Below are 19,465 nucleotides of genomic sequence, written 5' to 3'. Positions count from 1 at the left end.
AAGGACTTCGTCATGGAATTTCCAAAAAAAGCAGAAATAATTGCAGTCGGTTCAGAGCTGCTGCTTGGTCAAATCGCCAATACAAATGCTCAATTTATCAGCAAACAGCTCGCTGAAATCGGGGTCAACGTATTTTATCATACAGCGGTCGGAGATAACCCGGAGCGGCTGAAGCAGGTCATCCGCATTGCTGAAGAACGCTCTGACTTCATTATTTTTTCAGGAGGGCTTGGACCCACAAAAGATGATCTGACGAAAGAAACGATTGCAAATACGCTGGGACGTCCGCTTGTGTTAAATGATGAGGCATTCCAATCCATTGAGGACTATTTCAAACGAACAAAACGCACGATGTCACCTAATAACCGAAAACAGGCGCTTGTGATCGAAGGCTCTGACGTGCTGGCGAATCACTTTGGAATGGCCCCGGGAATGCTCACAGAGCATGAATCGCGCTATTATATGCTTCTTCCTGGACCGCCGAGCGAATTGCGTCCAATGTTTGAAAACGAGGCAAAGCCTCTTCTGCTGAGGAAGATGGGTTCAAATGAAAAAATTGTGTCAACTGTTCTTCGCTTTTTCGGTATCGGTGAATCTCAGCTTGAAGCCGATTTGGAAGATATTATTGATGCACAAACCAATCCGACAATTGCGCCTTTGGCGGCTGATGGAGAGGTGACGCTGCGTCTGACAGCCAAACACGCCGATGAAAAGGAAACAGAGCGTCTGTTAAAAGAAACAGAGGCCGTTATCTTAGAGCGTGTCGGTGAATTTTTCTATGGTTACGATGATACTTCTCTTGTAAAAGAGCTATCTATAGCGTGTAAGGAAAAAGGCATAACAATTTCTGCGGCAGAAAGCTTTACCGGAGGGCTGTTTTCTGAATGGCTGACGGATCATAGCGGTGCCTCAAAATTATTTGCCGGGGGCGTTGTTTGCTATACAAACGACGTGAAGCAGAATGTGCTTGGTGTCAAGAAGGAAACATTAGATCGTTTTGGGGCGGTCAGTAAGGAGTGCGCATCCGAACTGGCTAAGGGTGTTCAAAAACTCACTGGCAGCGATATCGGCATTAGCTTTACTGGTGTAGCAGGACCTGATGCTCAAGAAGGGCATGAGCCTGGGCATGTGTTTATCGGCATTTCCGCAAATGGTAAAGAAGAGGTTCACGAGTTTCACTTTGCGGGCTCCAGAACGGGGATCAGAAAACGCGGCGCTAAATACGGCTGCCATTTAATCTTAAAGCTTTTAGAGCAAAAATAATATTTTCAGCACATTATCCTCCTAAGAAAACATGATTTCTCTGATACATTATGATATTTTGATAGGAATCACGCCAAGAAAAAATCCGAATATGCGTTCGCTTTTTTCTTGGCAAATCCCTTCAAACAGGGTATAGTATATGTAGTGGTAACATAAAGGAGGAAAAAATAGAATGAGTGATCGTCAGGCAGCCTTAGATATGGCTCTTAAACAAATAGAAAAACAGTTCGGCAAAGGTTCCATTATGAAACTGGGAGAAAAGACAGATACAAGAATTTCTACTGTACCAAGCGGCTCCCTCGCTCTTGATACAGCACTGGGAATTGGCGGATATCCTCGCGGACGGATTATTGAAGTATACGGTCCTGAAAGCTCAGGTAAAACAACTGTGGCGCTTCATGCGATTGCTGAAGTTCAGCAGCAGGGCGGACAAGCCGCGTTTATCGATGCGGAGCATGCGTTAGATCCGGTATACGCGCAAAAGCTCGGTGTTAACATCGAAGAGCTTTTACTGTCTCAGCCTGACACAGGCGAGCAGGCGCTTGAAATTGCGGAAGCATTGGTTCGAAGCGGGGCAGTTGACATTGTCGTTGTCGACTCTGTAGCCGCTCTCGTTCCGAAAGCGGAAATTGAAGGCGACATGGGAGATTCGCATGTCGGTTTACAAGCACGCTTAATGTCTCAAGCGCTTCGTAAGCTTTCAGGGGCCATTAACAAATCGAAGACAATCGCGATTTTCATTAACCAAATTCGTGAAAAAGTCGGTGTTATGTTCGGGAACCCGGAAACAACTCCTGGCGGCCGTGCGTTGAAATTCTATTCTTCCGTGCGTCTTGAAGTGCGCCGTGCTGAACAGCTGAAACAAGGCAACGACGTAATGGGGAACAAAACGAAAATCAAAGTCGTGAAAAACAAGGTAGCTCCGCCGTTCCGTACAGCCGAGGTTGACATTATGTACGGAGAAGGCATTTCAAAAGAAGGCGAAATCATTGATCTAGGAACTGAACTTGATATCGTGCAAAAAAGCGGTTCATGGTACTCTTATGAAGAAGAGCGTCTTGGCCAAGGCCGTGAAAATGCAAAACAATTCCTGAAAGAAAATAAAGATATCATGCTGATGATCCAGGAGCAAATTCGTGAACATTACGGCTTGGATAATAACGGAGTAGTGCAGCAGCAAGCTGAAGAGACACAAGAAGAACTCGAATTTGAAGAATAAAAATAAAATAAGTTTCAAATGATACAAAAGGCTGAGTGAAAAACTCAGCTTTTTTGTATTTTGCAAAAAAATGATAAAAATATTGCTTTTTTTGACAACTTTTTTAGGGCTTTATTCGTCTAACAAAACGTGTGCAAAATGGAATTTATTTTGGGAGGAAAAAATGAATGACAAGCCCAACCCGCAGAAGAACTGCGAAACGCAGACGGAGAAAACTAAATAAAAGAGGAAAACTGTTGCTTGGTCTTTTAGCAGTGATGGTTTGCATTACGATTTGGAATGCTCTTCATCGAAATAGTGAAGAAAACGAGCCATCTCAAGAAACTGCAGCGGTTTCAAATACCGATCAGAAAAAAGAGGTCAAAAAGAAAACTGCCAAAAAATCAGAGGAACGAATCAAAACAGTGGATCGAAATCAAAAAATCAGCAATTATTTAGAAGAAATCGGTTTCAGCGGAACAGCCATGATTGTCAGAAATGGAGAAATCGTAACAAATAAAGGTTTTGGCTATGCTGACCGTAAACACTACATTCAAAATAATCCATTGACATCTTTTTATGTCGGTTCATCACAAAAAGCGTTGATTGCAACTGCTATTTTGCAGCTTGAGGAAAAGGGGAAACTTCAGACAAGTGATCCGGTAAGTACGTATTTACCTCATTTTCCTAACGGACAAACGATTACTTTGAAGAATCTGCTTACACATACATCGGGGATAAACGGACATATTGACGGAAACGGCGCCATTACTCCGGACGATTTAATAAAAGACATAGAACTGCAGGGAATCAAACGTCAGCCGGGCGTATGGGACTACAAGGATTCCAACTATTCTGTTCTCGCTTATATTATTGCTGAAGTAAGCGGTGAGCCCTATGAACAGTACATAAAGAATCATATTTTTAAACCTGCGGGAATGACGCATGCAGGCTTTTACAAAACATATGAAAAAGAACCTTATCCTGCTGTCGGGTATAAGATGGAGGGCAGCAAAACAGTTACACCGTATATACCTGATCTATCCCAGCTGTATGGAGCGGGTGATATTTATATGAGCGCTATAGATATGTACAAATTTGACCAAGCGCTGATAGACGGAAAACTGTATTCGCAAAAAAGCTATGAAAAGATGTTTACGCCAGGGAGCAGCTCCACATACGGCATGGGATTTTATGTTGCTCCCGGAAGCTATTCAAACCATGGTGTTATGCCGGGCTTCAATATCTTGAACAGCTTTAGCAAATCTGGGCAAACCATTGTTATTTTGTTCTCAAACATTCAAAATAATGCTAAATTGGGCCAAGTGAACAATAAAATATACCAGCTTCTGAATCAAGAATGATTGGCGTTCTTCTTTTGGATGAATTGCATTCGGAACGTGAAAAGACGACTGGCCTGCAAACGTTAAGATGGCAAGCTTGACAAGTATTTCCGACACATTTACAATGAAGTTGTAACATTTGTTTTTTTAACATGATTGTTAAACCATTTAAACTTGACAAGGGCGATGAACACACTCATTCCCTGTGAAGGTTCTGTATGTTGAGAAAACTAGACAATGTACATGCCGACACTTTTTAAGCAACAACCAAGTTCATAGCAAGAGGAGGTGAAAGTATGACCCCAATTATGATGGTTCTCATCTCCATTTTGCTGATTCTACTCGGTTTAGTTGTTGGCTACTTTGTTCGTAAAACCATTGCCGAAGCGAAAATTGCGGGCGCACGCGGTGCAGCCGAGCAAATTCTTGAAGATGCAAAGCGTGATGCTGAAGCACTGAAAAAAGAAGCTCTGCTTGAAGCAAAGGATGAAATCCACAAACTTCGAATAGATGCTGAACAGGAAGTTCGTGAAAGACGAAATGAGCTTCAAAAACAAGAAAACCGTTTACTCCAAAAGGAGGAAAACCTTGATCGCAAACATGAGGGAATTGATAAACGGGAAGCGATGTTGGAGAAGAAAGATCATTCTCTGAATGAACGACAACAACATATTGAAGAGATGGAAAGCAAAGTGGATGAGATGATTCGTATGCAGCAGTCAGAGTTGGAACGAATTTCGAGTCTGACTCGTGATGAAGCAAAACAAATCATTCTTGAGCGGGTTGAAAACGAGCTTTCACATGACATCGCCATCATGACAAAAGAAACTGAAAACCGTGCGAAAGAAGAGGCGGATAAGAAAGCGAAAAACATTCTTTCACTCGCCTTACAGCGCTGCGCAGCGGACCACGTTGCCGAAACAACGGTATCAGTTGTCAATCTTCCAAATGATGAGATGAAAGGACGTATCATCGGACGGGAAGGGCGTAACATTCGTACGCTTGAAACGCTGACAGGAATTGACCTGATTATTGATGATACGCCTGAAGCTGTCATTCTTTCCGGATTTGATCCGATCAGACGTGAGACAGCCAGAATTGCTCTTGATAAACTCGTTCAGGATGGCCGTATTCATCCGGCACGGATTGAAGAAATGGTTGAAAAATCTCGCCGCGAGGTCGATGACTATATTCGTGAGATGGGTGAGCAAACGACATTTGAGGTTGGCGTTCACGGCCTCCACCCAGATCTCATCAAGATCCTCGGCCGCTTAAAGTTCCGTACAAGCTACGGTCAAAATGTGCTTAAGCATTCCATGGAAGTCGCATTCTTGGCCGGTCTAATGGCATCGGAGCTTGGTGAAGACGCAAAGCTTGCTAAACGTGCGGGTCTTCTTCACGACATCGGGAAAGCAATTGACCATGAAGTAGAAGGAAGCCACGTTGAAATCGGGGTAGAGCTTGCGACCAAATATAAAGAGCACCCAGTCGTGATTAACAGTATTGCATCACACCACGGGGATGAGGAGCCGACTTCCATTATCGCTGTGCTGGTAGCTGCAGCAGATGCGCTTTCCGCTGCAAGACCTGGCGCAAGAAGTGAGACGCTCGAGAATTATATTCGAAGACTTGAAAAACTCGAAGAAATTTCTGAGTCCTACGAAGGTGTTGAAAAATCATTTGCCATTCAGGCTGGACGCGAAGTGCGTATTATGGTGAAGCCGGATTCAATTAATGATCTTGAGGCTCATCGACTGGCGCGAGATATCCGCAAGCGAATTGAGGACGAGCTCGATTATCCAGGTCATATTAAGGTGACAGTAATCAGAGAGACTCGAGCCGTAGAGTATGCAAAATAAAGTGATGCGCTAAGCATCACTTTATTTTTTTGACGGCAAGGAATTTTCAAGAAGAAAGGATTTACAAAATGAGAATTTTATTTATCGGAGATGTTGTCGGTTCACCGGGCCGTGACATGGTCAAAGAATATGTACCAAAGCTAAAAACAAAATATAAGCCTCACTTTACCATTATTAATGGTGAAAACGCCGCACATGGAAAAGGCCTGACGGAAAAAATTTATCACAGCTTAATCCAGTCCGGCGCAGATGCAATCACAATGGGGAACCACACATGGGACAAAAAAGAAATATTTGATTTTATAGATGACGTTCCGAACTTGGTTCGCCCGGCAAACTTCCCTGAAGGAACACCGGGGAAAGGGATCACATATGTGAAAGCAAACGGCAAAGAACTAGCAGTCATTAATTTGCAGGGACGTACGTTTTTGCCGCCGCTTGATGACCCGTTTTTAAAAGCGGATGAATTGATCGCAGAAGCTGCGAAAAGAACACCGTACATTTTTATCGACTTTCATGCCGAAGCGACAAGTGAAAAGCTCGCACTTGGCTGGTACACGGATGGGAAGGCGTCGGCTGTAGTAGGAACTCATACACACGTGCAAACAGCGGATAACCGCATTTTGCCGAAGGGAACGGCATATATTACTGATGTGGGAATGACTGGCCCATATGACGGTATACTGGGGATGGACAGAGAGACGATTATTAAGCGATTCAAAACGAACCTTCCAGTCCGGTTTACTGTCGCTGAAGGAAAAACAACGCTCAGCGGAGTTGTCATTGACATTGACGATCAAACGAAAAAAGCCGTGAAAATTGAGCGTATTTTAATCAACGATGATCACATGTTCTTTGAATAATTGAACATATGGTTATTTTATAAAAATATTAAAAAGAAAAGCAGGAATATAGCAACTCCTTAGTGAATATAGTAAAAATGGAAGGTAGCCCGCTATTTTTGAAAAGCATTGTGGGGATGGCTTTTTGGATAGCAACATCTAATAATGATTGTTCTAATGAACACTCACTTATCCATTGTAAAACTAAGGGGGAGCAGAAATGGAAATCTTAAAAGTTTCAGCAAAATCGAGTCCAAATTCAGTGGCAGGTGCGCTTGCAGGCGTGTTGAGAGAGCGAGGAGCAGCCGAGATTCAAGCGATCGGAGCGGGTGCATTAAACCAGGCTGTAAAAGCTGTGGCGATTGCCAGGGGATTTGTGGCGCCAAGCGGCGTTGATTTGATTTGTATTCCGGCTTTTACAGATATTCAAATCGATGGGGAAGAAAGAACAGCGATTAAATTAATCGTGGAGCCTCGCTAAAAACAAATAAAGCATTCTCAACCTGTTTGCGTAATGCAAACAGGTTGTTTTTCATTTATTGTGATATTTTCTCCCGATAGTATTTTTAGCACATAAATGAGCGAATATACAAAATCAAAAATGAGCTAAAACGTTTCAAAAAAAATTCCGCCCATTTTTCAAGACAGATACTTTTGTCCTTCTGGAGAAGACAGTGCTGTTTACGCTTATTCCATATCATGGTACAATCCGAATATAACAAGAATTTTTCAAGGAGGATTGTACATGCAGAGTGGAAAGATGAAAGCTCTAATGAAGGACGGGGCGTTCGGTGCTGTGCTGACTGAAGTTCCCATTCCTGAGATTGATAAACATGAAGTCCTCATAAAAGTGAAAGCAGCTTCCATATGCGGCACGGATGTCCACATTTATAATTGGGATCAATGGGCACGTCAGAGAATCAAAACACCCTATGTTTTCGGCCATGAGTTCAGCGGCATCGTAGAGGACGTGGGAGAGAATGTCAGCAGTGTAAAAGTGGGAGAGTATGTGTCTGCGGAAACACACATTGTCTGTGGTGAATGTGTCCCTTGCCTAACAGGAAAATCTCATGTGTGTACCAATACTGCTATAATCGGAGTGGACACGGCAGGCTGTTTTGCGGAGTATGTAAAAGTTCCAGCTGATAACATTTGGAGAAATCCCGCTGATATGGACCCGTCTATTGCTTCCATTCAAGAGCCTTTAGGAAATGCAGTTCATACCGTACTCGAGAGCCAGCCTGCAGGAGGAACGACTGCAGTCATTGGATGCGGGCCGATTGGTCTTATGGCTGTTGCGGTTGCAAAAGCAGCAGGAGCTTCTCAGGTGATAGCGATTGATAAGAATGAATACAGGCTGAGGCTTGCAAAACAAATGGGAGCGACTTGTACTGTTTCTATTGAAAAAGAAGACCCGCTCAAAATTGTAAGCGCTTTAACGAGTGGAGAAGGAGCAGATCTTGTTTGTGAGATGTCGGGCCATCCCTCAGCGATTGCCCAAGGTCTTGCGATGGCTGCGAATGGCGGAAGATTTCATATTCTCAGCTTGCCGGAACATCCGGTGACAATTGATTTGACGAATAAAGTGGTATTTAAAGGGCTTACCATCCAAGGAATCACAGGAAGAAAAATGTTTTCAACATGGCGCCAGGTGTCTCAGTTGATCAGTTCAAACGTGATCGATCTTGCACCTGTTATTACCCATCAGTTTCCATTAGAGGAGTTTGAAAAAGGTTTCGAACTGATGAGAAGCGGGCAGTGCGGAAAAATAATTTTAATTCCATAAAGGGGGATAAACATGACGAAGGAATTTGAGTTTTTAAAAGCAGAGCTTGATAGTATGAAAGAAAACCATACATGGCAAGACATAAAACAGCTTGAATCTATGCAGGGCCCATCTGTCACAGTGAATCACCAAAAAGTCATTCAGCTATCTTCTAATAATTACCTCGGATTCACTTCACATCCTAGACTCATCAACGCCGCACAGGAGGCCGTTCAGCAGTATGGAGCCGGCACCGGATCAGTGAGAACGATTGCGGGTACATTTACAATGCATCAAGAGCTTGAGAAAAAGCTGGCAGCCTTTAAAAAAACGGAGGCGGCACTTGTATTCCAATCAGGCTTCACAACAAACCAAGGCGTACTTTCAAGTATTCTATCAAAAGAGGACATTGTCATCTCAGATGAATTGAACCATGCCTCTATTATTGACGGAATTCGACTGACAAAGGCGGATAAAAAGGTGTATCAGCACGTCAATATGAGTGATTTAGAGCGGGTGCTGAGAAAGTCAATGAATTATCGGATGCGTCTGATTGTGACAGACGGCGTATTTTCCATGGATGGCAACATAGCTCCTCTGCCTGATATTGTAGAGCTCGCTGAGAAATATGACGCATTTGTGATGGTGGATGACGCCCATGCATCTGGAGTACTTGGCGAAAACGGCAGAGGAACGGTAAATCACTTCGGTCTTGACGGCAGAGTTCATATTCAGGTCGGAACATTAAGCAAGGCAATCGGAGTGCTCGGCGGTTACGCTGCAGGTTCAAAGGTGCTGATCGATTATTTGCGCCATAAAGGCCGTCCATTTTTATTCAGCACATCTCATCCGCCGGCAGTCACTGCAGCTTGTATGGAAGCGATTGATGTCTTGCTTGAAGAGCCGGAGCATATGGAGCGCTTGTGGGAGAATACTGCCTATTTTAAAGCAATGCTTGTGAAAATGGGCCTGACTCTCACGAAGAGTGAAACGCCGATTCTTCCTATTTTAATAGGTGATGAAGGTGTGGCAAAGCAATTTTCAGATCAGCTCCTTTCTCGCGGTGTTTTTGCCCAAAGTATTGTTTTCCCGACTGTAGCAAAGGGAAAAGCCAGAATTCGCACGATTATAACAGCAGAGCACACCAAAGATGAACTGGATCAGGCGCTTGATGTCTTCGAAAAGACGGCAAAGGAGCTCCAGCTATTGTAACAAGAGGAAGAGTTTACTCTTCCTCTTTTGATTCCTTATTGATTATTATTCTCAATGAGTGTACAATGATAGGTTGCCAGTTGTGCAGAGCTTCAATAACCTTTATACTGAAGGGTGGAAGTTTGGTTTGAAAGGAGAAAATATGACATGAATGAAAAACAAAAATTAGAGAGCGGACAAGTTAATCCATCGGACAAAAAATCCGAGAAGGATTACAGCAAGTACTTTGAAGCTGTTTACATTCCGCCTTCTTTAAAAGACGCGAAAAAACGAGGCAAGGAAGCCGTTACTTATCATAATGACTTTAAAATTTCTGAACAATTTAAAGGATTGGGAGACGGAAGAAAGTTTTATATCCGTACGTACGGCTGCCAAATGAATGAACACGATACAGAGGTTATGGCAGGGATCTTTATGGCGCTAGGTTATGAAGCGACAAACTCTGTTGACGATGCCAATGTCATTTTGTTAAATACATGCGCAATCCGTGAAAATGCTGAGAACAAGGTGTTTGGTGAGCTTGGGCACTTAAAAGCACTGAAAAAAAACAATCCCGATCTGATTTTAGGCGTGTGCGGCTGTATGTCCCAAGAGGAATCAGTCGTGAACCGTATTTTGAAAAAACATCCGTTTGTCGATATGATTTTCGGAACGCATAACATTCATCGCCTGCCGGAGCTTTTGTCAGAAGCATACCTTTCAAAAGAAATGGTTGTAGAAGTTTGGTCTAAGGAAGGGGACGTTATTGAAAACCTTCCGAAAGTCCGAAATGGAAAAATTAAGGGCTGGGTCAATATCATGTACGGCTGTGACAAATTCTGTACGTATTGCATTGTGCCTTACACACGCGGAAAAGAAAGAAGCCGCCGCCCTGAGGATATCATTCAGGAAGTGAGAAGGCTCGCAAGTGAAGGCTATAAGGAAATTACTCTGTTAGGCCAAAACGTAAACGCGTATGGAAAAGACTTTGAAGATATGACGTACGGACTTGGTGATTTGATGGATGAACTGAGAAAAATCGATATCCCGAGAATCCGTTTTACAACGAGTCATCCGCGCGACTTTGACGACCGCCTCATTGAAGTGCTGGCAAAAGGCGGAAATCTGCTTGATCACATTCATCTTCCGGTTCAATCAGGAAGCTCAGAAGTTCTCAAGCTGATGGCCCGCAAATATGACAGAGAGCGTTACATGGAGCTGGTGCGAAAAATTAAAGAAGCAATGCCAAACGCTTCTTTGACAACGGACATTATCGTCGGATTTCCAAATGAAACGGACGAACAGTTTGAAGAAACGCTTTCTCTATACCGTGAAGTGGAGTTTGACAGCGCCTATACGTTCATTTACTCTCCGCGTGAAGGCACTCCGGCTGCTAAGATGAAAGATAATGTACCGATGCGTGTGAAAAAAGAACGCCTGCAGCGTCTAAACGCACTGGTGAATGAAATTTCTGCTAAAAAAATGAAGGAATACGAAGGCAAGGTTGTCGAAGTATTAGTTGAGGGTGAAAGCAAAAATAACCCTGATATTCTTGCGGGCTATACTGAAAAAAGCAAGCTTGTTAATTTCAAAGGGCCGAAGGAAGCCATCGGCAAAATCGTCCGCGTGAAAATCCAGCAAGCGAAAACATGGTCGCTTGACGGAGAAATGGTAGGAGAAGCAATCGAGGTGAAATAAGATGACGCTCTACTCAAAAAAAGACATTGTGCAGCAGGCACGAAACCTTGCAAAAATGATCTCTGAAACAGAAGAGGTTGATTTTTTCAAACGGGCTGAAGCGCAAATCAATGAGAATGACAAAGTGTCCACAATCGTTAATCAGATTAAAGCCCTGCAAAAGCAGGCTGTCAATCTGAAGCATTATGAAAAGCATGAAGCGCTCAAACAAGTAGAAGCAAAAATTGACGCGCTGCAAGAAGAGCTTGAAGAGATTCCTGTTATCCAGGAATTCAGAGACTCGCAAATGGAAGTAAATGACCTACTGCAGCTCGTTGCACACACCATTTCCAACCAAGTCACAAATGAAATCATCACATCAACCGGAGGCGACCTGCTGAAAGGGGAAACCGGTTCAAAGGTGAAGCATTCAAATAACAGCTGTTCCCTCTAAACACGGTGCCTTTACAGGCCCGTGTTTTTTTATGTGCGGGTTATGAACTAAATAATCTATGTACCAAATGTTCAATTGGTTTTTCTGTGCGCAGCCGCGTGTAAACTTTATCGCACTTATAAGTAAAGTTTCTAGGCACACCTGCATACAATGGAACAGAAACTTTGTATTTTTATATTTTATTTATAAAAATGCACACTAGACAAATGCCCAGCATAAGATAACACGAAGAAGAACAAGGAGGCATGCCGGAATGTCTGAATACAGGGAAATTATTACGAAGGCAGTAGTAGCGAAAGGCCGAAAATTCACCCAATGCACCAACACCATCTCGCCTGAGAAAAAACCGAGCAGCATTTTGGGTGGTTGGATTATTAACCACAAGTATGACGCTGAAAAAATTGGAAAAACGGTAGAAATTGAAGGGTATTATGATATAAACGTATGGTACTCTTACGCGGACAACACAAAGACAGAGGTTGTCACAGAACGGGTAAAATACGTAGATGTCATTAAACTCAGATACAGAGACAATAATTACTTAGATGATGAGCATGAAGTGATTGCCAAAGTGCTTCAGCAGCCAAACTGCCTTGAAGTGACCATTTCGCCGAATGGAAATAAAATCGTTGTGCAGGCAGAAAGAGAATTTTTGGCGGAAGTGGTAGGGGAAACAAAGGTAGTTGTTGAGGTCAATCCTGACTGGGAAGAGGATGACGAGGAAGATTGGGAAGATGAGCTTGATGAAGAGCTTGAAGACATCAACCCGGAGTTTTTAGTGGGAGATCCTGAAGAATAAAAAAGGGACTAGGGGAGACAGTACCCCCAAGTCTCTTTTTTATATTGATATATCATTCTTTTATCACTTTTTGTTTATGTTATAATGAAGGTTGGAAAATAGAAACGTTGATACATAGTGAGGGATTAAACAATGGCCGGTTATACGCCTATGATACAGCAATATTTAAAAATAAAGGCAGAGCACCAGGATGCCTTTTTATTTTTTCGCCTGGGTGATTTTTACGAAATGTTTTTTGAGGACGCCAAAAAAGCGTCACAAGAGCTGGAAATTACGTTAACGAGCAGAGATGGCGGTGCGGCTGAAAAAATACCGATGTGCGGTGTGCCGTATCATTCTGCTTCCGCGTATATCGAACAGCTTATTAAAAAAGGCTACAAAGTGGCGATCTGTGAACAGACGGAAGATCCGAAAGCCGCAAAGGGCGTTGTGAAAAGAGAAGTGGTGCAGCTTATTACGCCCGGAACTGTAATGGACGGCAAAGGCATCCATGAATCGGAAAATAACTTTATCGCATCTGTTTCAGCCTGCTCGAACGGATACGGACTTGCGCTGTCTGATTTAACAACGGGAGAAAATTTGGCTGTTTTGATTGAACGGCTTGAAGACGTCATATCAGAAATTTATTCAGTCGGCGCACGGGAAATCGTGGTTTCAGGAAGCTTGGATGCAGATACTGTGGCACAGCTGAGAGAGCGGTGCGGTGCAACGATCTCAATTGAAGACGGAGAAACAGACGAACACGTAACGATCATTGAGCACTTAAATAATGAAGATATAACAAAAACATTTATGCGCTTATATACGTATCTGAAAAGAACCCAAAAGCGCAGCCTTGATCATCTTCAGCCCGTACAGGTGTATGAGCTTGAGGAAGCGATGAAAATTGACTTGTACTCAAAGCGTAATCTGGAGCTGACCGAAACGATCCGTTCGAAAAATAAAAAAGGCTCCCTTTTGTGGCTGCTGGATGAAACAAAAACGGCAATGGGAGGCCGGCTGCTTAAACAGTGGATTGACCGGCCGCTTATCAGAGTCAATCAAATCGAAGAGCGCCAAGAAATGGTGGAAACATTGATGTCCCATTTCTTTGAACGGGAAGATCTGCGTGAACGTTTAAAAGAAGTATATGACTTAGAACGCCTTGCCGGCCGCGTTGCATTCGGAAATGTCAATGCCCGGGATTTGATTCAGCTGAAGGAATCGTTAAAGCAAGTTCCTGGCATCAAACAGCTGGTTGCTTCACTGGCTCATGACAAGGCCAAGGAACGTGCAAAGCGCATTGACCCTTGCGGGGATGTACTTGAACTGCTGGAAGAAGCGCTGTACGAAAACCCTCCTTTATCGGTAAAAGAAGGGAACCTGATTAAAGATGGTTATAATCAAAAGCTTGATGAATATCGTGATGCAAGCAGAAACGGAAAAGACTGGATTGCCCGCCTGGAACAGCAGGAGCGGGAATACACAGGCATTCGCTCTTTAAAGGTCGGCTTTAATAAAGTTTTCGGTTATTACATTGAAGTGACAAAAGCAAATTTGCATTTGCTTGAGGAAGGGCGTTATGAGCGGAAGCAGACGTTAACCAATGCAGAGCGCTACATTACCCCTGAATTAAAAGAAAAAGAAGCGCTCATTTTAGAGGCGGAAAATAACATCTGCGAGCTGGAGTACGAGCTGTTTACCGAGCTGCGCGAGAAAGTGAAGCAGTATATTCCGCGGCTTCAGCAGCTTGCAAAACAGATGAGCGAGCTGGACGCACTGCAATGCTTTGCGACAATCAGTGAAAATCGTCACTACACGAAACCGGAGTTCTCTAAAGATGAAGTCGAAGTGATTGAAGGCAGACACCCGGTTGTTGAAAAAGTCATGGACAGCCAGGAATATGTCCCGAACAACTGTATGATGGGCGATAACAGACAAATGCTTCTCATTACAGGTCCAAACATGTCAGGGAAAAGCACGTATATGAGACAAATCGCGCTCATTTCCATTATGGCGCAAATCGGCTGCTTTGTACCCGCGAAAAAAGCGGTGCTTCCGATTTTTGATCAAATTTTTACACGAATCGGGGCTGCAGATGATTTGATTTCCGGACAAAGTACATTTATGGTAGAAATGCTTGAAGCGAAAAATGCGATTGTCAACGCGACGAAAAACAGCCTCATTCTGTTTGATGAAATCGGGCGGGGAACGTCCACTTATGACGGCATGGCGCTGGCACAGGCGATTATTGAATATGTTCACGATCATATCGGCGCCAAGACGCTGTTCAGCACACACTATCACGAGCTGACCGTTCTTGAGGACAAGCTGCCCCAGCTGAAAAACGTTCATGTTCGCGCTGAAGAATATAACGGAACGGTTGTCTTTCTTCATCAAATTAAAGAAGGTGCCGCTGATAAAAGCTATGGTATCCATGTAGCTCAGCTTGCCGAACTGCCGGGAGATCTGATTGCGCGCGCTCAAGATATTTTAAAAGAGCTTGAGCATTCAGGAAACAAACCGGAAGTGCCGGTGCAGAAACCTCAGGTGAAAGAAGAGCCGGCACAGCTGTCCTTTTTTGGCGAAGCGGAAAAGCCGGCTGAAACACCAAAGCTTTCAAAAAAAGAAAAGCAAGTGATCGATGCTTTCAAATCACTTAATATACTGGATATGACACCGCTTGAAGCGATGAATGAAATGTACAAGCTGCAAAAGAAATTACATTAAAACGGGGTGATGAATGTGGCAAAAGTCATCCAACTGTCAGATGAGCTTTCAAATAAAATAGCGGCGGGCGAGGTTGTGGAACGGCCCGCCTCAGTCGTCAAAGAATTGGTGGAAAATGCGATCGACGCTGACAGCACAGTCATTGAAATCGATATTGAGGAAGCAGGCCTTGCATCCATTCGGGTCTTGGATAACGGCGAAGGAATGGAGAATGAAGATTGCAAGCGAGCTTTCCGCCGCCACGCAACGAGTAAAATAAAAGATGAAAATGATTTATTCAGGGTGAGAACGCTCGGTTTCAGGGGAGAAGCTCTGCCGAGTATCGCGTCAGTCTCTCATCTGGAGATTACAACAAGCACTGGTGAAGGAGCTGGGACGAAGCTCGTCCTCCAAGGAGGAAACATCATTTCCGAATCGCGTTCCTCAAGCAGGAAGGGAACTGAAATTGTCGTTTCCAACCTGTTTTTTAACACACCGGCCCGTTTGAAATATATGAAAACCGTTCATACAGAGCTTGGAAACATTACAGATGTGGTTAACCGTATTGCTCTGGCGCATCCAGAGGTATCGATCCGCCTGCGCCATCATGGGAAAAACCTGCTTCAAACGAACGGAAACGGAGATGTGCGCCATGTACTGGCAGCGATTTACGGCACGGCTGTCGCCAAAAAAATGCTTCCGCTGCATGTGAGCTCCTTGGATTTTGAAGTAAAGGGATATATCGCCCTCCCAGAGATTACACGGGCGTCGAGAAACTATATGTCGTCTGTGGTCAATGGCCGTTACATTAAAAATTTCCCGCTCGTCAAAGCGGTTCATGAAGGCTATCATACGCTTCTGCCGATCGGACGCCATCCGATTACTTTTATAGAAATTACGATGGACCCGATTTTAGTCGATGTCAACGTGCATCCATCGAAGCTTGAGGTCCGGCTCAGCAAGGAAACAGAGCTTCATGACTTAATTCGTGACGGAATTAAAGATGTATTTAAACAGCAGCAGCTGATTCCGAGTGCCCAGCTCCCGAAAAAATCGGCACCTGTAATCAAAAATGAGCAGCAGTTCATAACCTTTGATGAAAAGCCTCCGGAAAAAAAAGTTCCAGAAAAATCGACTGCGTCATCTTATTCACCAATGAAGCTCAGCTCAGTCGTGAAAGAGCCGGTTGATGTGGAGGAAGAATTGCCTCCTCTCCAATTTGATGCTCCACCTATCGTTGATCAGGAACAAACCATTGAGGTGTCCGATGTTTCAGCAGAAGAGCCTGAAACATTTGAGCAGGAATGCCATGAGGAACAGCAGCAGCCAGCGTCTGAGCGGGTTCCAATTATGTACCCGATCGGCCAGATGCACGGGACTTATATATTGGCACAAAACGAAAACGGCCTATATATTATCGACCAGCACGCCGCCCAAGAACGTATTAAATATGAGTACTTTCGTGAAAAGGTGGGGGAGGTTGAGCCTGAGGTGCAAGAGATGATTGTACCGCTGACGTTCCACTACTCCACAAATGAGGCTTTGATTATTGAACAGCACAAACAAGAGCTCGAAAGCGTCGGTGTCTTTTTAGAGTCATTCGGCTCTAACAGTTACATCGTCCGCTGCCACCCGGCCTGGTTTCCAAAGGGAGAAGAAGCAGAGCTTATAGAAGAAATCATTCAGCAGGTGCTCGACTCCAAAAATATAGATATTAAAAAACTCCGCGAGGAAGCGGCGATTATGATGAGCTGCAAAGGCTCCATCAAAGCAAATCGCCACCTCAGAAACGACGAAATCAAAGCGCTTCTGGACGACCTCCGAAGCACATCAGACCCATTTACATGCCCGCACGGCCGCCCGATCATCATTCACCACTCGACATATGAGATGGAAAAGATGTTCAAACGCGTGATGTAGCGGGGGTGGTAGGCATTGATCCATTCTCTGAATGGATCAATGCTTTTTTGTACTCATTGGAGTGTCAGATTATAAGAAACGGTTGTAAACGTGTGAGCAGTGTTAATGCATTATACTTCATGGTCCCTCCGTATAACAAAATTTCCATTTACAGGCAATTGGAATTAATGTATATTTTGGATGAGGGGGTGGAAACACATGGCATGTGGTCCGAAGATCATTATCTTTTTGGATGAACTTGATGATCCGAATGTAAGAATCATTTTAGAATGCAGAATTTAAATTACAACATTGTGTTTTGCTCCCTGTTCGTGTGAACAGGGAGTTTTTTCGTTTATATAACTGGTGATGTCCAAATATAAGGTGTTATGAATTCTCCATATCTGCCATCGGCATTTTAAGCTGCTTCTCTATTAGGCTGGTCATCAAAAGCAAGTTCAGTGAAAGCCATCACTGCTGATATCACAACAAGCAAGATATCTGGAATATAAATAGACTGCATAAAGTAATCTGCAAAACAGATCGTTATAAGATTGCTGATAAAATACAGTATAAAAGCAAAAAGTGCAGTCTTTTTCAATGAAAGTGATTTTGCCAAAATGATAGAGATAATCTTTGTGAGTGGGTCTATGATTAAACCTACAGCAAAGCAGGCTAAAATAAATAAAGCTAATGTTTGATTGGAAGCGTATGTGATGCCAAGTATGGAGAATAAGCCTTTCATCCCGAAGAAAAAGCCGCCGAAGATGACTGCAAGCGCAATGGCCGCGATAAAAGTAATAGATACAATTCCGATTAATTTTGATCTCAGGTTAAAATCTTTAGAGTGCTCGTTCTGTTCTTTTTGGTTCATGTATGACACTCCCTTCACCTGCTTACTCATACAAACAGTTACCCTTGAATCAGCCCAAAATATCTATAAGTCTGTTTTCTAACGAAAATAGTATAGCATATTTTAACAAAACCAAAAAAGGCCCTTTCCACTGGGGAAGGGCCTTTTTCATCATGTTAACTCCTGAGATTCACCGAAGCTTTCTCTTTTTTTGGCCAAATAAAATAGCTGGCTGTAATGAGAAAGTCAATGCCTATAATGACAGTCCACAGTTTAAGAATGCCGCTCAATGCCTCGGTTCGGGCAGAGTCATTGATAAAATAGATCATCCCTCCCAATAGTCCCGCACCAATTAAGTAGGCCAGCACATGTCTTAGCCAGCCTTTCGCACCGTGCTTGGCATGGTCCATTCCAAAACGTTTCAGCGGTTTTGCGCCTTTTTTTGTCACATAATATTGAAATTTTTCATCTGCCCATTGAATCATTTGTTTTCCATAAGCGATCGATATACCGATGTAAACAGCTGCAATCCCATGGGCTGCGGTCGCTGAGGCTCCGCGGTAAAGGTCCACACCAGTTGCCGCTAACAAGATCAAATCGATAACTGGAGTTAAGGCAAGGAATAGCAGTCCTAATGTATGTCGTTTGAATACGTAGCGTACAGCAAGCCCCAAAACAATGACAACCCAAAACGCAATTTCACAGAAAACAATCATCCATGCGATACCGTTCAATCCATTCCCCTCTTTTCAATACAGTTGTATTATTTAAATAATATGTTACCATCTTTGTTTTTGTAACACAACTGTATTATAAAAATTGCTCTCTCATTTTTTTCTTGTTACAATAAAGCTATGCCAAAACAAATTGACCATGAGATAAGAAGAAAACAAATTGCAGAAGCAACGTGGCGCGTCATTTTAGAACGAGGGATGGAGGGAGCATCAGCCAGGAACATTGCAAAGGAAGCAGGATTGTCATTAGGTGCGCTGCGCCATTATTTCTCTACACAGGATGAATTGCTTGCTTTTGCAATGAAACTTGTCCAAGAAAAGGTAACGGACCGAATTAAGGACATTGCAGTGAGGGATTTGCTCCCTAAGGAAAAAGTGTTGCAAATTTTGCTTGAAATGGTTCCAACGAATGAAGAAACGATTAGAGAGATGGAGGTTTGGTTTGCTTTTACTGCTTACGCCAGACATAAAAAGGATATGTTTGATGCGAATCATGACGGGATTTTCAGCGGCATGTGGAATTTGATTGCCTATTTAGATGAATCCGATTTACTGAAGCAGAATGCTGATAAAGACATTGAAGCTGAGAGACTTTACGCGCTTGTTGACGGCTTGGCTTTACATGCCATGCTTGACCCTGTGCGCGTGAATAAAGACCGAATCAAGCGGGTCATTATGCAGCATGTAGAGTCAATTTGCGTGGAAGATACACGTGAGACACAAAAACGACATCCTTAAGGCACTAGTGCAAAAGCGATTCTTGTTGGGCATGCGTCCAAAAGAGTCGCTTTTTTATTTTCAAAGAACAAGGATCTCTGAAAAAAATGGAAAACAATCATACTGTTTGGTAAAGTGGAATGAAAGACGGACTGAGGGGTGAACACTGGTCCATCGTTTAAG

16 protein-coding genes are annotated in these 19,465 nt (G+C 43.4%); 14 read left to right on the top strand and 2 right to left on the bottom strand.

The window, feature by feature from the left end:
• Positions 1-12 precede the first annotated feature (12 nt).
• The 13 genes from ACZ07B_RS07635 (at position 13) to mutL (ending at position 16,999) form a co-directional block, all read left to right on the top strand.
• Positions 13-1,263 (top strand): competence/damage-inducible protein A, encoded by a 1,251-nt coding sequence (locus ACZ07B_RS07635; protein WP_464877079.1) that lies wholly within the window; start codon positions 13-15, stop codon positions 1,261-1,263.
• Positions 1,264-1,435: 172 nt separating this feature from the next.
• Complete coding sequence (gene recA, locus ACZ07B_RS07630) at positions 1,436-2,482, top strand: recombinase RecA (protein ID WP_003245789.1); 1,047 nt, start codon at positions 1,436-1,438, stop codon at positions 2,480-2,482.
• Between the two features lie 167 nt (positions 2,483-2,649).
• The gene (locus ACZ07B_RS07625) at positions 2,650-3,825 is read left to right on the top strand and encodes a serine hydrolase domain-containing protein (RefSeq protein WP_464877078.1); all 1,176 of its coding nucleotides are present in this window, start codon (positions 2,650-2,652) and stop codon (positions 3,823-3,825) included.
• Between the two features lie 275 nt (positions 3,826-4,100).
• Positions 4,101-5,663, top strand: a complete 1,563-nt coding sequence (gene rny / locus ACZ07B_RS07620) for a ribonuclease Y (RefSeq protein ID WP_003221010.1) — start codon at positions 4,101-4,103, stop codon at positions 5,661-5,663.
• 68 nt (positions 5,664-5,731) lie between these two features.
• Positions 5,732-6,526 (top strand): 2',3'-cyclic-nucleotide 2'-phosphodiesterase, encoded by a 795-nt coding sequence (ymdB, locus tag ACZ07B_RS07615; protein ID WP_464877077.1) that lies wholly within the window; start codon positions 5,732-5,734, stop codon positions 6,524-6,526.
• 199 nt (positions 6,527-6,725) lie between these two features.
• A complete protein-coding gene (spoVS, locus tag ACZ07B_RS07610; protein ID WP_003154135.1) occupies positions 6,726-6,986 on the top strand; it encodes a stage V sporulation protein SpoVS in 261 nt (86 codons plus the stop codon).
• 264 nt (positions 6,987-7,250) lie between these two features.
• Complete coding sequence (gene tdh, locus ACZ07B_RS07605) at positions 7,251-8,291, top strand: L-threonine 3-dehydrogenase (RefSeq protein ID WP_464877076.1); 1,041 nt, start codon at positions 7,251-7,253, stop codon at positions 8,289-8,291.
• A gap of 12 nt (positions 8,292-8,303) precedes the next feature.
• Positions 8,304-9,482, top strand: a complete 1,179-nt coding sequence (locus ACZ07B_RS07600) for a glycine C-acetyltransferase (RefSeq protein ID WP_134155498.1) — start codon at positions 8,304-8,306, stop codon at positions 9,480-9,482.
• A 147-nt stretch (positions 9,483-9,629) separates the two neighbouring features.
• On the top strand, positions 9,630-11,159 hold the full coding sequence (miaB, locus tag ACZ07B_RS07595) for a tRNA (N6-isopentenyl adenosine(37)-C2)-methylthiotransferase MiaB (RefSeq protein ID WP_014664026.1): 1,530 nt from the start codon (positions 9,630-9,632) through the stop codon (positions 11,157-11,159).
• Position 11,160: 1 nt separating this feature from the next.
• Positions 11,161-11,592, top strand: coding sequence for a regulatory iron-sulfur-containing complex subunit RicA (ricA, locus tag ACZ07B_RS07590; protein ID WP_003231834.1), 432 nt, complete (start codon positions 11,161-11,163; stop codon positions 11,590-11,592).
• 253 nt (positions 11,593-11,845) lie between these two features.
• Complete coding sequence (gene cotE / locus ACZ07B_RS07585; RefSeq protein WP_003231833.1) at positions 11,846-12,391, top strand: outer spore coat protein CotE; 546 nt, start codon at positions 11,846-11,848, stop codon at positions 12,389-12,391.
• A 132-nt stretch (positions 12,392-12,523) separates the two neighbouring features.
• Positions 12,524-15,100, top strand: a complete 2,577-nt coding sequence (gene mutS, locus ACZ07B_RS07580) for a DNA mismatch repair protein MutS (RefSeq protein ID WP_336804942.1) — start codon at positions 12,524-12,526, stop codon at positions 15,098-15,100.
• Positions 15,101-15,115: 15 nt separating this feature from the next.
• Entirely contained in the window at positions 15,116-16,999 is a 1,884-nt protein-coding gene (gene mutL / locus ACZ07B_RS07575; protein WP_464877075.1) for a DNA mismatch repair endonuclease MutL, read from the top strand.
• A gap of 397 nt (positions 17,000-17,396) precedes the next feature.
• Here mutL and ACZ07B_RS07570 read toward each other — a convergent pair whose 3' ends face one another.
• Together ACZ07B_RS07570 and ACZ07B_RS07565 are read right to left on the bottom strand one after the other, a co-directional pair.
• On the bottom strand, positions 17,397-17,852 hold the full coding sequence (locus tag ACZ07B_RS07570) for a regulatory YrvL family protein (protein WP_134818944.1): 456 nt from the start codon (positions 17,850-17,852) through the stop codon (positions 17,397-17,399).
• A 155-nt stretch (positions 17,853-18,007) separates the two neighbouring features.
• The gene (locus tag ACZ07B_RS07565) at positions 18,008-18,565 is read right to left on the bottom strand and encodes a hypothetical protein (protein ID WP_163189405.1); all 558 of its coding nucleotides are present in this window, start codon (positions 18,563-18,565) and stop codon (positions 18,008-18,010) included.
• A gap of 120 nt (positions 18,566-18,685) precedes the next feature.
• Between ACZ07B_RS07565 and ACZ07B_RS07560 the strand changes: the two genes are divergently transcribed.
• Positions 18,686-19,303: a TetR/AcrR family transcriptional regulator gene (locus tag ACZ07B_RS07560; protein WP_464877074.1), complete on the top strand. Its 618-nt coding sequence runs from the start codon at positions 18,686-18,688 to the stop codon at positions 19,301-19,303.
• Positions 19,304-19,465: the final 162 nt, after the last annotated feature.

The organism is Bacillus sp. 9.4, from assembly GCF_055486415.1.
This window is presented reverse-complemented; position numbering and strand designations above follow the sequence as displayed.

What these genes read in the sequence shown, in the direction of transcription:
- ACZ07B_RS07635 (WP_464877079.1), top strand. Translation starts at nt 13, where the DNA reads ATGGAATTTCCAAAAAAAGCAGAAATAATTGCAGTCGGTTCAGAGCTG.
- ACZ07B_RS07600 (WP_134155498.1), top strand. Translation starts at nt 8,304, where the DNA reads ATGACGAAGGAATTTGAGTTTTTAAAAGCAGAGCTTGATAGTATGAAA.
- ricA (WP_003231834.1), top strand. Translation starts at nt 11,161, where the DNA reads ATGACGCTCTACTCAAAAAAAGACATTGTGCAGCAGGCACGAAACCTT.
- mutS (WP_336804942.1), top strand. Translation starts at nt 12,524, where the DNA reads ATGGCCGGTTATACGCCTATGATACAGCAATATTTAAAAATAAAGGCA.
- rny (WP_003221010.1), top strand. Translation starts at nt 4,101, where the DNA reads ATGACCCCAATTATGATGGTTCTCATCTCCATTTTGCTGATTCTACTC.
- cotE (WP_003231833.1), top strand. Translation starts at nt 11,846, where the DNA reads ATGTCTGAATACAGGGAAATTATTACGAAGGCAGTAGTAGCGAAAGGC.
- ACZ07B_RS07570 (WP_134818944.1), bottom strand. Translation starts at nt 17,852, where the DNA reads ATGAACCAAAAAGAACAGAACGAGCACTCTAAAGATTTTAACCTGAGA.
- tdh (WP_464877076.1), top strand. Translation starts at nt 7,251, where the DNA reads ATGCAGAGTGGAAAGATGAAAGCTCTAATGAAGGACGGGGCGTTCGGT.
- ACZ07B_RS07625 (WP_464877078.1), top strand. Translation starts at nt 2,650, where the DNA reads ATGACAAGCCCAACCCGCAGAAGAACTGCGAAACGCAGACGGAGAAAA.
- recA (WP_003245789.1), top strand. Translation starts at nt 1,436, where the DNA reads ATGAGTGATCGTCAGGCAGCCTTAGATATGGCTCTTAAACAAATAGAA.
- ymdB (WP_464877077.1), top strand. Translation starts at nt 5,732, where the DNA reads ATGAGAATTTTATTTATCGGAGATGTTGTCGGTTCACCGGGCCGTGAC.
- miaB (WP_014664026.1), top strand. Translation starts at nt 9,630, where the DNA reads ATGAATGAAAAACAAAAATTAGAGAGCGGACAAGTTAATCCATCGGAC.
- spoVS (WP_003154135.1), top strand. Translation starts at nt 6,726, where the DNA reads ATGGAAATCTTAAAAGTTTCAGCAAAATCGAGTCCAAATTCAGTGGCA.
- ACZ07B_RS07560 (WP_464877074.1), top strand. Translation starts at nt 18,686, where the DNA reads ATGCCAAAACAAATTGACCATGAGATAAGAAGAAAACAAATTGCAGAA.